Annotated in this window: 14 protein-coding genes, 1 other RNA gene and 1 riboswitch; of the genes, 10 read left to right on the top strand and 5 right to left on the bottom strand. The window is 49.7% G+C overall.

Annotated features, from left to right (window positions below; genetic code table 11):
- Positions 1 to 53: 53 nt before the first annotated feature.
- The 3 genes from Q7P67_RS05575 to Q7P67_RS05565 are packed head-to-tail and all read right to left on the bottom strand — an operon-like array spanning position 54 to position 3,034.
- A complete protein-coding gene (locus tag Q7P67_RS05575; RefSeq protein WP_303850932.1) occupies positions 54 to 1,070 on the bottom strand; it encodes an ATP-binding cassette domain-containing protein in 1,017 nt (338 codons plus the stop codon).
- Entirely contained in the window at positions 1,067 to 1,774 is a 708-nt protein-coding gene (locus tag Q7P67_RS05570; protein WP_303850931.1) for a GTP-binding protein, read from the bottom strand. The genes Q7P67_RS05575 and Q7P67_RS05570 overlap by 4 nt, the downstream gene beginning before the upstream one ends.
- Positions 1,775 to 3,034 (bottom strand): ABC transporter substrate-binding protein, encoded by a 1,260-nt coding sequence (locus tag Q7P67_RS05565; RefSeq protein ID WP_303850930.1) that lies wholly within the window; start codon positions 3,032 to 3,034, stop codon positions 1,775 to 1,777.
- Positions 3,035 to 3,367: 333 nt separating this feature from the next.
- A riboswitch (cobalamin riboswitch) is annotated at positions 3,368 to 3,560 on the top strand.
- Positions 3,561 to 3,660: 100 nt separating this feature from the next.
- On the opposite strand from Q7P67_RS05565, the gene Q7P67_RS05560 reads away from it, so the two are divergent.
- From Q7P67_RS05560 to Q7P67_RS05550, 3 genes are read left to right on the top strand one after another with little or no spacing between them, the layout of a single operon-like run.
- Entirely contained in the window at positions 3,661 to 5,712 is a 2,052-nt protein-coding gene (locus Q7P67_RS05560; protein ID WP_303850929.1) for a ribonucleoside triphosphate reductase, read from the top strand.
- Positions 5,705 to 5,872 (top strand): anaerobic ribonucleoside-triphosphate reductase, encoded by a 168-nt coding sequence (gene nrdD, locus Q7P67_RS05555; RefSeq protein WP_303850928.1) that lies wholly within the window; start codon positions 5,705 to 5,707, stop codon positions 5,870 to 5,872. The genes Q7P67_RS05560 and nrdD overlap by 8 nt, the downstream gene beginning before the upstream one ends.
- Positions 5,872 to 6,549: an anaerobic ribonucleoside-triphosphate reductase activating protein gene (locus Q7P67_RS05550; protein ID WP_303850927.1), complete on the top strand. Its 678-nt coding sequence runs from the start codon at positions 5,872 to 5,874 to the stop codon at positions 6,547 to 6,549. Before nrdD ends, Q7P67_RS05550 begins: the two co-directional genes overlap by 1 nt.
- A 60-nt stretch (positions 6,550 to 6,609) precedes the next feature.
- Here the strand turns inward: Q7P67_RS05550 and Q7P67_RS05545 are convergent, their stop codons facing one another.
- Together Q7P67_RS05545 and Q7P67_RS05540 are read right to left on the bottom strand one after the other, a co-directional pair.
- Positions 6,610 to 7,884, bottom strand: a complete 1,275-nt coding sequence (locus tag Q7P67_RS05545; RefSeq protein WP_303850926.1) for a deoxyguanosinetriphosphate triphosphohydrolase — start codon at positions 7,882 to 7,884, stop codon at positions 6,610 to 6,612.
- 3 nt (positions 7,885 to 7,887) lie between these two features.
- Positions 7,888 to 9,285 carry a tetratricopeptide repeat protein gene (locus tag Q7P67_RS05540; RefSeq protein ID WP_303850925.1) on the bottom strand — a complete coding sequence of 466 codons (1,398 nt, stop codon included), beginning with the start codon at positions 9,283 to 9,285 and terminating at the stop codon, positions 7,888 to 7,890.
- Positions 9,286 to 9,390: 105 nt separating this feature from the next.
- Between Q7P67_RS05540 and Q7P67_RS05535 the strand changes: the two genes are divergently transcribed.
- The 7 genes from Q7P67_RS05535 (at position 9,391) to Q7P67_RS05505 (ending at position 14,579) form a co-directional block, all read left to right on the top strand.
- Positions 9,391 to 9,582: a hypothetical protein gene (locus Q7P67_RS05535; protein WP_303850924.1), complete on the top strand. Its 192-nt coding sequence runs from the start codon at positions 9,391 to 9,393 to the stop codon at positions 9,580 to 9,582.
- 18 nt (positions 9,583 to 9,600) lie between these two features.
- The gene (locus Q7P67_RS05530) at positions 9,601 to 9,864 is read left to right on the top strand and encodes a cell division protein ZapA (protein WP_303850923.1); all 264 of its coding nucleotides are present in this window, start codon (positions 9,601 to 9,603) and stop codon (positions 9,862 to 9,864) included.
- A gap of 192 nt (positions 9,865 to 10,056) precedes the next feature.
- A non-coding RNA gene (ssrS, locus tag Q7P67_RS05525) (6S RNA) lies at positions 10,057 to 10,237 on the top strand.
- 260 nt (positions 10,238 to 10,497) lie between these two features.
- Positions 10,498 to 11,730, top strand: a complete 1,233-nt coding sequence (locus Q7P67_RS05520; RefSeq protein ID WP_303850922.1) for an AAA family ATPase — start codon at positions 10,498 to 10,500, stop codon at positions 11,728 to 11,730.
- The gene (locus tag Q7P67_RS05515; protein WP_303850921.1) at positions 11,705 to 12,250 is read left to right on the top strand and encodes a 5-formyltetrahydrofolate cyclo-ligase; all 546 of its coding nucleotides are present in this window, start codon (positions 11,705 to 11,707) and stop codon (positions 12,248 to 12,250) included. The genes Q7P67_RS05520 and Q7P67_RS05515 overlap by 26 nt, the downstream gene beginning before the upstream one ends.
- Positions 12,250 to 13,809, top strand: a complete 1,560-nt coding sequence (gene rny, locus Q7P67_RS05510; protein WP_303850920.1) for a ribonuclease Y — start codon at positions 12,250 to 12,252, stop codon at positions 13,807 to 13,809. Before Q7P67_RS05515 ends, rny begins: the two co-directional genes overlap by 1 nt.
- A complete protein-coding gene (locus Q7P67_RS05505) occupies positions 13,806 to 14,579 on the top strand; it encodes a TIGR00282 family metallophosphoesterase (protein ID WP_303850919.1) in 774 nt (257 codons plus the stop codon). Before rny ends, Q7P67_RS05505 begins: the two co-directional genes overlap by 4 nt.

Below are 14,579 nucleotides of genomic sequence, written 5' to 3'. Positions count from 1 at the left end.
TATACTCCGATAAGTGATATATCTACATATAATATCCTACCAGATTTCGGGAACTATAGTTCGAAAAATTTCTTCATATCCAGAGAAATTTTTTCTCCTGCACGCAGCATCGTGCGAAGCTGCATCAGTTTTTCGTCTACGCATTGCAGAATCTCAAGCCCAGCAAGTTCCTCCCTGTCGGTCTCTATCACTTTTTTAACGCCGCCGTTATGGATGGCAAGTCTTCTGTTGCCCATCAATGCAAGAATGGGGTCGTGGGTGGACATCAGAACTATTTTTTCTTCTTTGACAAGCAGTTCAAGGGCTTTTCGCCTGTCCACTCCCGCGTTCTCAATCTCGTCGATGAGAACTATGGGGGAGGAACTGAGCATAGCTGTGTCCGCTATCATAAGGGCACGGGACTGACCGCCGGAAAGCTGTGTAAGTGCGGTTTCGTATGTGAAGGTTTCCCCTGCAAGCTCGTTTGCGCAGGTTATCACAGCCTCAACAGTTGCCTCGATGTCGGGTATCATGCGGCTTGCTGCGTGCATGGCGATGAACTCGCCGACGCTCATATCCACGACGAAGTTCATATTTTGGGAGAGCTGCGCCACCAGCTTGTTCTCAAGCCGGAATCTGTCCTCGCCGTCCAGTATCTTTCCGTTAACCATAACAGTGCGTCCGGTGGGGGTGTCCTTCTGGGCGAAACATTCTATGTCCGCCAGCAGACGGCTCTTTCCTGAACCTGTGGTGCCTACGATGCACACTATGTCGCCCGGTTTCAGTATCAGTTCGAAATTTTCGGGCGTGCCGGATTTATCGAATCCGCCGACTATGGTGACGCTGTGCACGGAGCGCTCAGCCGTGCTTTTAAGCATCGCCGCCTGTTTTAAAAACTCTATGAAATGGGATGATATCTGTTCTTTGGAAAATCCTTTATCTTCAAGGGCTTCGTTGTCCAGCGCGTCTATTATCTCTCTCGGTGTCAGTTCCGTGTCGGCAATGGAAACACCGACAGAGCGGAAATAGTCCATGCAGTAGGGGTGCTCTTCCGCAATCACCGCTACGGGGGTGTTCATAAGTTCCGTCATACGGCCGCCTCTTCCACTTCTTTGAATACCATCTTTTTGACGTTGCCCTTCTGGTGGTCTGTACCTATGGTCATTTCACCCACGCAGTAGGGGCAGATTGCCGCGGGCACGGAGAAGCGGAGTTTAGCGCCTTCGAGACTGTCAACATCGGTGGCTTTGGAAAAAGCATGTGAGAGGTCATATGCGCCCTGTCCGGTTATGCCGTTCACGAAGATTACCGATGCCTTGGGGTTTGCCTGACGCACACGGAACGAAAAGACCTCCCGCTCCGCCTGAGAAACTATATCGCCTTTTGTAACGGCGACTGTGTCCGCATAGCGCAGCATGGGTCCTATTTTTTTTGGGGTTTCAGCTCCTGCGAGGCAGTCGATAACGCATACCGCGGGTATCTCCTTTATGTGTGGGCTGCACCTGTTGCAGAGTCCGGCGCTCTCGCTTATGAGCATGTCGAATCCTTTCTTTTTCGCCCACTGGAGGCAGTCGTCGATGTTGCTGACGAAGTAGTGGTCGGGGCATAGGTTGCCCGACAGACCTGTCACGACGGATATGCCAGCCTTTTTGTAGAGCAGGTGGTCGGACGTTGAGAGGCAGTCGAATTTCACGACGCCTATTTTCGAATATATCTTTTTAAGATGTACAGCGGTTTTTATTATTACGGCGGTCTTGCCCGCAGAGGGCGGTCCCGCCACTGTTACAAGTTTCATTTATCTGTTCACCAGTACCTGAAATTTCTTTTTACCGTGCGAACTGTGTCTGCTGATGGAGCCTGCCGCCTTGCGGTATTTGGCGAAGCGTGCGTTCAGCTCATCGGAGAATACCTTCATGTCGTGTTCACGGACGAAATCCCAGCCGAACCATTTAAGTTTTGTGCCTTCCGGCAGAACGTTCGGCACGTCCGGGCATGTCGAGGGGAACTTCGCGGAAGACGATATCCCGCCCATGACGGCTCCGGTCATGAAATCCGTAACGGGTTTCATGCGCTCCTCTTTGTCCGCCTTAACCATGAGATACATGGGGCTGACCAGCGCGCCCTCTTCGGGGAATACGATGGATATGTTGTCCGTGTTGGGGCATGTGTCCGCGAAGAACCACGCCAGAACGTAAACCGCCGCGCCATCCTTCATGCTGCTTCCCGCGGCTTTCGCCATCTGGGACGCGTGCCATGTGTCCTTTATGTTGCCCGCCATGCTTTTAACGGCTTCCTCGCCGCCGTCCTTATAGATGTGCATGAGGAGCACTTCGTTAATCTCGTCCTCGCTGCCGCTCACGATGATGTTGTCTTTGTATATGGGGTTAGCAAGGTCAATCCATCGCTCAGGCACGGGGAGGTCGCCCAGTTTTTTGTGGTCTATGAGCATGACATATGCGGAGAACGAATAGACTGTGTACTGACCCAGCGGGTCTTTGAGCTCTTTGAACTCTTCGATATAGGGTTTTGTTTCGACCGCTTTGAACAGTCCGGTGTCGAGGAACCTTTCACGGAAGGGTTTGCGCCAGTATGCGCCGAAGCCCAGAGAGGCTATTGCGTCGGGCAGTTCGTCAATGTTTTCGGTGTCCCATATATATTCGTACGGGTCGGGACCGCCGCAGCCCATGGGCACGAAGCTGACGAGCTTTTCACCGGTTTTTTCATAGTGGTCGTTGAGTGTGCTTTCGAAAGCCTCTTTAAAGAGGTGTTTGAAGGGACACACGACGTATCCGAGAAAATCCGTGCGCACCGCCGGGGTTTCGTCGGTGTAGAGGATTTTCACCTGCGAACAGCTTTCCGCAGTCTCGTTCAGCAGTTTCATAAAGATTTCGGGGTTGATGCTGCGCAGCTTCATAAATGATTCAACGGTGAGCGCCGTCATGAAGACGTGGTTGTTCTGCTCAACGGAGAGTCCGTTTGATATAAAGATGGAACGCGTGTCGGGATAAGTTGAAATGACCTCCGAAAGGGTCATTGCCGGGGTGACAAGGGGCATAATATTCCTCCGTAAGTCCGCGGAAGCGGGCACGTTTGATTTCTTATATCCTTTCCCCACAAAAGATACTTTAATTAATATAGCCATAAGCCATGTTTGGCAAACACTTTTTTTTACATGAAAATATTACGGAAACCTGACAAATTGCGGAAAGTTTTATGTCAGAGGGGTTATAGATTATGGAAAAATAACGAGGTGACGACATGTCCTTTATATTTTTTCTTGCCGCCGCCACATTCTGCATATTCAGAACCGCACGCATAGCCGAAAGGCTTTTCGACGAGATAGCCGACACCGTTAAGGTTATCTGACGCACCCGCGCTTTTATATGTAAAATCATTTGACATAATTGGTCTGATTATGCCAGAATAATCTATCGGGATTCAGGGAAGTCCGGTTAAAATCCGGCACTGCCCCCGCAACTGTAATCCGGACGAAATCCTCATTTTGTCACTGCGAAAGCGGGAAGACGAGGAGAGTAGGCTGATGGAGAGTCAGGATACCTGCCCCGGACAAACCAGCGGAGGGATGGATGACCACAAATCATTCATATAATACCAGTCTACTTTCAAATAGCGTGATATTTTCCACCTCCTGTTGCGTCCGGAGCGCAATAAGGAGGAAACATGATAGAAAAGGTGAGCAAGCGCGACGGGCGTTTCGTTCCGTTTGACGCGGAGCGCATAGCAAACGCTATCTATAAGGCGGCAAAGGCTGTGGGCGGAACGGACAGAAATACCTCTTCCGCGCTGTCCATAAAGGTCTGCCGGAACATCACCGACAAATACGGTCATTACGGCACCGTGTCCGTTGAAGAGATTCAGGACGAAGTTGAAAAGGTGCTCATTGAGCAGGGACACGCGAAAACCGCAAAAGCCTATATCCTTTACAGGAAGCAGAGAGCCGAGATGCGCGATTTTAAAGAGGCGTTCGGCGGACTTGAGTCCATCGTTGAGGAGTATCTGGGCGGAAGCGACTGGCGCGTCAATGAAAACAGCAACACAACCTATGCCCTGCAAGGACTTAACAACTACATTTCTTCAAAGATAACAGCTAAATACTGGCTGAACAAGATATATCCCCAGAACGTACAGCAGGCGCACGTCAACGGCGAATATCACATACACGATCTCGGTCTTCTGGCTGTGTACTGCTGCGGATGGGATCTGAAAGACCTGCTGGTGCGCGGTTTCGGCGGCGTACACGGTAAAGTTGAGAGCAAACCGCCCAAACATCTCCGCTCCGCAATGGGGCAGATAGTCAACTTTTTCTACACCCTTCAGGGTGAAGCGGCGGGGGCACAGGCGTTTTCAAACTTCGATACGCTCCTTGCGCCGTTCATAGCTTATGACGACCTGACATACGCCGAGGTGAAACAGGCTATGCAGGAGTTTATATTCAACCTGAACGTACCCACCCGTGTGGGCTTCCAGACCCCTTTCACTAACCTGACCATGGACTTATACGTTCCGAAAGCCTTTCGTGACGAGGCGGTCATAATAGGCGGCGTTCCGCAGGAGCGTACCTACGGCGAGTTTCAGGAAGAGCTGTTCATGTTCAACCGCGCATTCATCGAGGTTATGCAGGAGGGCGACGCAAAGGGCAGGGTGTTCACCTTTCCCATTCCCACCTATAACGTCGATAAGAATTTCGACTGGAATAACCCCATAGTCACTGACCTTATGAAAATAACCGCAAAATACGGTACTCCGTATTTCGCGAACTTCGTAAACAGTGACATGAGCCCCGACGACGCAAGGAGTATGTGCTGCCGCCTGAGGCTGGACAACAGAGAGCTTCGCAAACGGGGCGGCGGTCTGTTCGGCGCTAATCCTCTGACAGGCTCGATAGGTGTCGTTACCATAAATCTGCCCAGAATAGGCTATACGGCGGGTAATGAAGCGGAGTTTTTCGATAAGCTGACTAACCTCATGGAGCTTGCCAGAGAGGGCTTGAAGATAAAGAGAAAATCACTGGAAAAACTGACCGCAAACGGGCTTTATCCCTATTCGAAGCACTATCTGTCGGATATTTACGAGCGCAACGGTCAATACTGGAAGAACCATTTCAACACTATCGGCATAATAGGCATGAACGAATGTCTGCTGAACTTCCTCGGTGTGGACATCATGAACCCGCAGGGGCTTGAGTTCTCCGTTAAGGTGCTGAACTTCATGCGTGATAGACTCGCAGATTTTCAGGACGAGGACGACATGCTTTACAACCTTGAGGCGACACCAGCCGAAGGCACTTCGTACAGGCTTGCGAAAAAGGATTTCGCCGATTTCAGCGATATCGTGACATCCGGTTCGGCGGAGCGACCCTATTACACCAACTCGACACAGCTTCCGGTGGAACAGACCAGAGACCTTTTCAAGGCGCTGTCCCATCAGGATAAACTTCAGCCTCTCTATACGGGCGGAACGGTTTTCCACGTCTTCCTCGGCGAAGCTGTGGACAGACCCGAAACCGTGTCTAAGCTGCTGGAAAACATCACGGGCAGCTATGCCATGCCCTATATAACCATAACACCGACCTTCTCTGTCTGCCCCGTCCACGGATATATCAAGGGCGAACACAGGGAATGTCCGCTGTGCGAAGAGGACAGAAAACACGAGTTAAGTCTTCAGATTGAAAGACTTAAAAATGAGATAGAACAGGAGGTATCAAATGGATAAGAAAGAAGAACTGCAAAAGCTGGAAACAGAGCTGGACAACGTGAAGGGAACGCCCTGTGACGTATACAGCCGCGTTGTGGGATACCACAGCCCCGTTAAACAGTGGAACGAGGGCAAAAAAGAGGAATTTGAACACAGAGAGACCTTTCAGGTTAAATAATGATGGCATACGATTTTTTTCTTGCGGACTATCAGCATGTGAGCCTTGTGGAATACCCGGGGAAGATAGCCTCCATAGCGTTCACCCACGGGTGCAACCTGCGGTGCAGATATTGCCACAATCCATCCCTCGCGGTGGGCAGAAAAGGGTCTAATAAGCTGGATGAATTCCTTAACTACCTGAATGGTAAGGATATTGAGGCCGTCGCCGTAACTGGCGGCGAGCCTCTTTTTTCCAAAAACCTTAATCTGTTTCTGGGGGATTTAAAGGCAAGAGGTCTTGCGGTCAAGCTGGATACCAACGGGTTTCTGCCCGTTAAACTGGCGAAGATACTTGACGCTGGGCTGGCAGACTACGTTGCTGTCGATCTGAAATCGTTTTCGGCGGAAGACCTTAAAAGTATCGCGAGAACGCCACATAAACAGGACTCATTCTATAAGACAATTGAAGCGCTTAAAATCTCCGGTGTTCCGTTCGAGGTGCGTCATACCATGTGGAAGATGCCTGCCGAGGCGGATGTCATTGCCGTTGCAGAATATATCGGCGATGCGCCGCTGTACATCCAGACGATCAGGGATATGAGGATGCTGGATAAGTCTTATAAACCGGAGATATTTGATAAGGCGGGCGCTGTCAGGCTGATTGAAAAATACGTTGAGAATGTTATGGTTCGTTAGAGCCTGTGGGAACAGATTGCCGCGTCGCCGGCACTCCCCGCGAAGCGTGGCAGTCTCAATTCAGATTCCGGTAATCTGCCTTGCCTTCTCTGTTGCGTAATTGTCTGTCATTCCGGAAATATAATCTGTGACCCTGTGCAGAGCCGTGAAAACATCGTCTTTTTTGGACGGTGCATGGTCGCCCATTATCTTTATAATATGTTGTGTCTTATCTTTGGGTTTATCCGCAGAAACGTATTCGAAAGCCGCATCGCAGAAGGTTTCCAGCAGTATTCCCATTACGTTGTATGCGCCCACTTCAAGCATCAGCTTGCGCCTGTTCTGGTAGATGACATCGTTGCCTGTCTTTTTTGCCTGAGATATCGGCTCTTTGTAAGCTGAGTTTTCCAGCAGATTGTGCTTGTAATGCAGAGTACCATCCATAATAGCTTCGTAATTAGCAAAAAATTCATTAACCACTGCGCCCACGCATTTGTTTATGGCGATGGCGCGCATGTATTCCATGCTCTCTTTAGGTGATTTGCCTTCGAGTTTCTGTTCGGGTAATTCACAGATGGCGTTGAGTATTTCCTTAACTTCCGTGAACCGCAGGATGCCCATTTCGTATGCGTCTTCAAGGTCGATGATGCTGTAACAGATATCGTCAGCCGCTTCGGAGAGATAGGCGAGGGGATGGCGCTTATACATGCCGTCCGCACCCTCAAGTCCGGCTTTTGCTGCTATATCGTCAAGTATTTCCCGTTCGCTTGAGAAACAGCAGAATTTTTTGATATTTTCCTGATAAATCCACGGATATTTCATCATAGCAGCGATAACGGCATAGGTTGGTCGCAGTCCGCCGTTGTCTCGGTACATGGCAAGCCGTGTCATAATGCGGAATGCCTGTGCGTTGCCTTCGAAGTGGATAAAGTCAGATTGAAGTTCCGGTTTAACAGCATCGAAATATTTAGCCCCGTGCTCTTCAAACCAGCTTCCGATGATGGTTTCACCCATGTGACCGAAAGGCGGGTTGCCTATGTCGTGTGCGAGACATGCCGCCTGAACTATCTGTCCCACGCGGTCGGGGTTCATATGTGCGGGAAGGTCTTTAATCTGTGCGCCGACCAGCGTTCCGAGGCTTCTGCCCACGCATGATACCTCAAGGCTGTGGGGGAGCCGCGAGTGTACGTTGTCATTGCTGCGCATTGGGTGAACCTGCGTCTTGCGGTCGAGTCTGCGGAATGAATCGGAGAAGATTATACGGTCAAAATCGATGCTGAAAGGGTTCCGCGCTTCATCGAACTCCCTTTCGTGTTCGTTCAGTCTGTTATAGTTGAGCAGTTTTTCCCACTGCATACATTATCCTGCTATTGCTTTAAACTCGGCATCGTTGGCAAAACTTTCGAAGTCTTTGTCGGTGCGTGCTTTCTTCGCGTATTCAGGTGAAAGTTCTATCGCTTTTTTCAGGTTTTTCAGTGCGCCTTCACGTTTGCCAAGGATAGCGTAGAGACATGCAGCGTTGTACATGGATTCGTGTTTGTCGGGCTTTGCGGCGATAGCTTTTTCAAAGGCGGCAAGCGCCTCCTCCTGCCTGTTCAGCCTGCCCAGCGCCAGTCCGAGGTTATGGAGTGCTTCGTGGAAATCCGGTTTGAGGTCAGCGGCTTTTCTGAAAGCCTCGGCAGCTTTTTCAGTTTCACCGGAAACTATATAAGCGTGTGCAAGGTTGTTCCATACTGCCGCGTCGTCAGGCTTTATGGTTGCCGCTTTTTCAAGGGCGGCGGCGGCTTCGGAGTACCTTTTTAATCTCAGACAGGTGCTTCCGTAGGTTGACTGGAATGTGTCGTTTTCAGGCTCGATTACGCACGCCTTCGCAAGATTTTCAGCGGCGATATCGTATTTTTTGTTGAGATATGCGATATATCCGGTCATATACCATGCGGCGGCAAATTCCGGATCGTCTTTTTTGATATGCTCGAACAGGGCGTTTGCCTCAGTATAATTCTTTTCGTTGAGTCTTTCCACCCCAAGCAGATAAAGCTCTTCCGGCGAGAGTTTGCTGCCCGCCTTGTCCAGAAACAGAAGTTCGTCGGTTATCTCGGAGAGGATATTTTTCTGAACTGTGGTCAGCCGCACAGCCTTATCAGCATCGAAAAGGTATCTGTTGTCGCCAATCTTGACTGCGAGTTTCGCCGCAACCGCCCCTACTGCGGCAAGTACGGGATTTTCCGCATCCTCCGCCGAAACGGTCGCGGGTTTGATGCCGCGAATCATGAGGCTTTGCGCCACAAATTTTTTCAGGCTGACATAGCCCATTATCATTATTGCAGTGAACAGTACAAAAACTGCCAGAAGTCCTGCAAGTACCTGATAAAACTCGTTTCTGTACCACTGCTCTTTTTTATTTACTGCGGCGAGTACAAGGGTGACATCGTTCTCAAGCTGTTTGCTGAGCTGATCTATCCTTGCTATCACCTCTTTATTGTTGGATGAGCGCGCAATTATTGAAAGTTTTGCGCTGATTGATTTTTCAAGGTCGTTAACGCGTGTGTACACGTCTGTGTTCGCCATGTCCGGTTCTTCCGGCAGAAGGCTGAGATCCGTGTCCGGTATCTGAAAGGCGGGAGCCGCAGATTTAGGAAGCTCGGATATCTGAACGGGAAGTTCCGTCGGCTTTTTCCCTGTGTAAAAATTTACGGAATAGGACACAGCAAGCGCTACTGTCAGTATGATAAGGATTAAAGTAAATATGTTTCTCATGGATGAATTTTAGCATCGGTTTAAGTGTAGGTCTACAAAAATCTGTACCGATTGGTTCTATTCTAATTTATTGACAACTGTGTATAAATGATGTAATTAGGTTCCATGGAACTTCTTGAGAAACTGGATGTTTTAAGCAGCAGAATAGACAATCTGGTAGCTGAGCTGAAGAAGGAAAAGGACAGATGTTCCCTCCTTGAGGCTGAAAATATCCGTCTGAAAGATGACAACCGTCACCTTTTGGAACAGAAAGAAGCGGTGCGCGAGCGCATCGAAAATCTTATCGGCAGACTATAAAGCTGCGGGGGTGCAAAGGTGCCTGTCTACGAGCATAAGGTCAACATAAACGGTTTACAGTATCCTCTGGTTACGGACCGCGATAAAGACTTTGTGGACAGAGCCACGGAGCTTTTGCAGAACCGTATGAATGAGATAAAGAACAAGGTGAACGTGCTGGACACGCAAAAACTCGCCGTTATGGCGGCTCTTACGATATCGGCACAATATCTTGATCTGAAAGAGGCGGCGGTTGCCGCGGACGCTATCCTTGACGACCTTCTGCGGAAGGCGGATGTTTGAAAATTGAAAATGACAGGATGTTATTATATAGGTTGCTGACAAACCTGAAAAAAGATGAGACCGCTTCGGCGCTGCGCTTCTCGCGAAGACGTAAATTATTGTCATTGCAAAGAAGACGATAGGCTGACGCGGCAATCTCATTAAATGACACGATGTTATTTATTTACAAAATAGAATGTAAAAAGTCTAAAGATGCCCCTGCTGTGTTCGTGTTTCATATGAAAATTGGAGCCAACACTCCAGAAAAGGGGGATGATACTGATTGCGGTGTGCAAGCCTGCCTTGCAGCAGGAAGCCTGATGCGTCGTGATTCCTCCGCCCTGATGTTACAGGGCTACAATTGGAATATGCTTACGGCATAAGCGGGGGCTTTTTTGTACTTTTTTAACGAACGATAGTTTTTTTGTTAAACATATCATTGCTCATTTTCAATGATGTGCTAATATAATAACCAAAGAGGTACGAACGCATCTTTTGTTTGGCGGCAAAGTGATATGAAAACGGCACCGCCTCATCGCTGTGAACCTCGCAAAGGATTCAGCCTGAAGCAGTCTCGGCAGCCGTAAAGCTGATGCGTTTAGTAACCGACAGAGTTTAAAGGTTTTTTACCGCCCGTTAGGGGTTTATATATAAATGAGAATACTGGAAGAGTTAAGACCTAAGGTCTTTGACGATATAGCCGGACAGAATCATCTGTTGGGTGCAGATTCCGTATTTCGAAAGATGGCAGAAGACGGCGGGTTTGACTCGATCATTCTTATCGGTCCACCCGGCACAGGCAAAACCACCTTGGCAGAAATAATCGGAAACCATTTGCAGATGCCCTTTGTCAGTCTCCACGCGGCCACGGCGGGCGCGGCGGAAATCAAGCAGGTTATGGAGTCTGCGGGAACCAGAGGCAAAACGCTGGTCTTTCTGGATGAACTGCACAGGTTCAACAAAAGCCAGCAGGTGCTGCTTCTCGGACTGATAGATTCCGGACACGCAAAGCTGATCGGAGCTTCCACGGAAAACCCCTATCACAATTTAATACACCCTCTGCGTTCGCGCAGTTTTGTCTTTGAACTTCATAGACTTGACCGTGCGGCATTTGCGCAGATGTTCGCGAAGGCGTGCGAGTATTTTAAAAAGCGGTATAACGCCGTTGACGCCGTTATAACTGACGAGGACTTCGACAGGCTCGTTCAGGCGGCGGACGGCGACGGACGACGTTTTTACAGTCTTCTTGAGCTTTCCGCCATAGGCGGCAGGTTTACGGATGACGTTCTGCACCTCAATGTTAAAGAGGCTGCGCAGCACACGGCTTCCGGAAGATATAACACCGACGAGCATTATAATATGCTTTCGGCGATGATCAAAAGCATAAGGGGAACAGACCCCGATTCCGCGCTTTTGTGGGCTTTTTCGCTCCTTAAAAGCGGTATGGAGCCGGAGGCAATCTTCCGCAGACTGCTTATAAGCGCGTCGGAGGACGTAGGCAGTGCCTTTCCCGATGCGGTGCTGTTTGCACACGCGGGCTATGAAAACTTCATGGCAGTGGGCAGACCGGAAGGGGATATTATCCTCGCCCATGTTGTGACATTCCTTGCAGGCTGCCCCAAGAGCAACCGCAGCTATATGTCGATGCACAGGGTTAAAGAGTATCTCGAAGAGAACGCGCCGGTGGTTCCGGAACCATTGAGGACAAACGGACAGGGATATATTTATCCATTTGACCACGGCGGGTTTGTTAAACAGGAATACGGCGCGACGGACAAAGTCTTTTATGACCCGTCCGACGCTGGATTTGAAAGCAAAATAGCCGACAGGCTGAAAAAACTCCATGCCGGAGTTAAGGTTTATGGAAAAGGCAAAGGCGCGATGTGAGGCGCTTGAGCGCAGAAACAATCTTGATGCGGCATATGCGGGGGCTGCTTCTCTGAAGATAACGGAGCGGTTTTTGGCGGAGTTCTCGGAGTTTGATAGTTTTCTGCTGTATGCGGGCTTTAAAGGCGAGGTCGATACGACGGCGCTTATAAGCATCTTATACGGTATGAAAAAGGCGGTTTATCTGCCCCGTGTCCGAGGGGGCGGTATAGAGCTTGGGCTTTATAAAGGTGAAAACAGCCTTATCTGCGGTGCATACGGAATTTGCGAGCCTGCCGGATGTACCGATTACGAATCCATAGACGTTGCCGCGGTGCCCGGCGTTGCCTTCGACAGAAGGCTTGTGCGGGTGGGCTGGGGCAAAGGTTATTATGACAGGCTCCTTGCGGCGGGCAAAATCAGGATTGCCGCGGGGCTGGCTTTCGAATGTCAGCTTTTCGACAGCATCGAAGCCGAACCCCACGACATCCCATGTGATGTGCTCGTCACCGAAACTGATATATACAGGAGGAACAGCTGATGGGTATAGTTTATTACCTTCTGGTGGTAGCCGGAGCTGTTATCGGAGCATTTTTCGGAATGTTCTGGCAGAAAAAAAGAAATGACGCTGAAAATCTGAAACTGAACAAAACCGCTGAGGACATTATCAGCAGAGCGAAGAGAGAGGGCGACGACATCATTAAGGAGTCCAAACTCGAAGCAAAAGATATTGTTAACAAAGGCAAAGCAGAAATCGAAAGAGAAGTGCGCGAGAAGCGCAACGACCTGAAAGTTCAGGAAAAACGCATCTTCCAGAAGGAAGAGGCGGTTGACAAGAAAATGGAATCCCTTGAGAAAAAAGAGGAATCCTTCGTACAGAAAGATGCGGAATATGACAGACGCCTGAAAGAGATTGAGGCGACAAAAGAACGCATCAACGAGATGAAACAGAATATCATCTTCGAAACCGAAAAGATCGCAAACATGACCAGCGAGGAAGCCAAACAGATGCTTATCGCACAGATGGTTGACGACGCGAAACTTGAAGCCGCAAGAACACTGCGCGAACTGGAAGAGGAGACAAAGACAGAAGCCGACAAAAAGGCAAGAAGCATAATCTCCACAGCCATCCAGCGCTGCGCACCGGAATACATTTCGGAGATAACCGTTACAGTTGTAGCGCTCCCCTCCGACGAGATGAAAGGACGTATCATCGGACGTGAAGGACGTAACATCCGCACGTTTGAAAGCGTTACAGGCGTTGACATAATCGTTGACGACACACCGGAAGCGGTTATCCTTTCGTCCTATGACCCTTTCCGCAGAGAGATTGCCAAAATGACGCTGGAAAGGCTTGTGTCCGACGGACGTATCCACCCAGCGCGCATCGAGGAGATTTACAACAAGGCGAAAGAGGAACTTGAAAAACACGTTCTCGAAGTGGGCGAGGAAGCCCTTTTCAACCTTGGTCTGCACAACGTCAGCAAGGACATCACAAGGCTGCTGGGCAGGCTGAAATACAGAACTTCCTACGGTCAGAACGTTCTCGGTCACTCAATTGAGGTTGCCAAGATAACAGGTCTGATGGCTGCCGAACTCGGACTTAACGAGAAGATAGCAAAACGTGCGGGACTTCTCCACGATATCGGTAAAGCGATCGACTATGAAGCTGAAGGCTCACACACTGAAATCGGTGTTGAAGTCGCTAAAAAGCACAAAGAGGACTGGAGAGTTATCAACGCGATAGCTTCCCACCACGGCGAAGAGGAGTTCAAATGTATCGAGGCTGTCCTTGTTCAGGCGGCGGATGCAATCTCCGCTTCACGCCCCGGTGCGAGACGCGAAGTTCTGGAAAGCTACATCAAGCGTCTTGAAAACCTTGAAACAATCGCAGGCGGTTTTGACGGCGTAAGTAAATCCTACGCTATTCAGGCGGGACGCGAGGTCAGAATCATCGTTGAACCCGAAAAGGTTAACGATGAAAGACTGGTTACGCTGTCCAAAGACATTTCAAAACAGATAGAGGACGAGCTGACATATCCCGGTCAGATAAAAGTGACCGTTATCCGCGAATCCAGAGCGGTCGGATACGCAAAGTGAAAGTCCTCCATATCGGAGATATTATCGGGCGCACAGGCAGAAAGGCGGTTCAAACCTTTCTGCCCGCCGTCCGGGCAGAATATAAACCGGATATCATCATTGCAAATGCCGAAAACTCCTCTGGCGGTTTCGGCATTTCCTATGCTGTATATGAAGAGCTTATGCGGCTCGACATCGACATTCTCACCACAGGCAATCACGTCTGGGACAACAAAGAGGTGGAGAAGTCCATCGATAAGATGGACAGGCTCATCCGTCCCGCGAACATGCCGGAAGGAGTGCCGGGCAGAGGCAGTATAACTATTGAGAAGAACGGCGAAAAATTCACCTGCGTAAACCTTATAGGGCGCATCTTCATGGGGCTTTCCGACTGCCCTTTCCGCAAATTTGATAAAATAATGGAAGATGCCGAAGGGTTCGTTTTCGTGGATTTCCATGCGGAGGCGACCAGCGAAAAGACAGCGTTCGGGCTTTATGCCGACGGGCGCGCAGGAGCCGTTGCCGGAACCCACACCCACGTTCAGACCAATGATGAACGCCTGCTCCCCAAAGGCACCCTTTACCTCACCGACACAGGAATGTGCGGTGCACTCAACTCTGTCATAGGAATGGAAAAATACGCACCTATAGAAAGGTTTCTGACGGGTATGCCGCGCAAATTTGAGGTTGAAAAGCGGGGTAAAATATTGTTTAATGCCTTGGTTTTCGAGTACGGAAGCGACCTGAAGGTCACTGGTTTTTCAACAGTATGCATCACATCGGGAGACTGA

The sequence above is a fragment of the Seleniivibrio woodruffii genome (assembly GCF_029267515.1).
In the GTDB taxonomy this organism is placed as follows: domain Bacteria; phylum Chrysiogenota; class Deferribacteres; order Deferribacterales; family Geovibrionaceae; genus Seleniivibrio; species Seleniivibrio woodruffii_A.
Note: the sequence above shows the minus strand (reverse complement) of the source record. Positions and strands in the feature narration are given on the sequence as shown.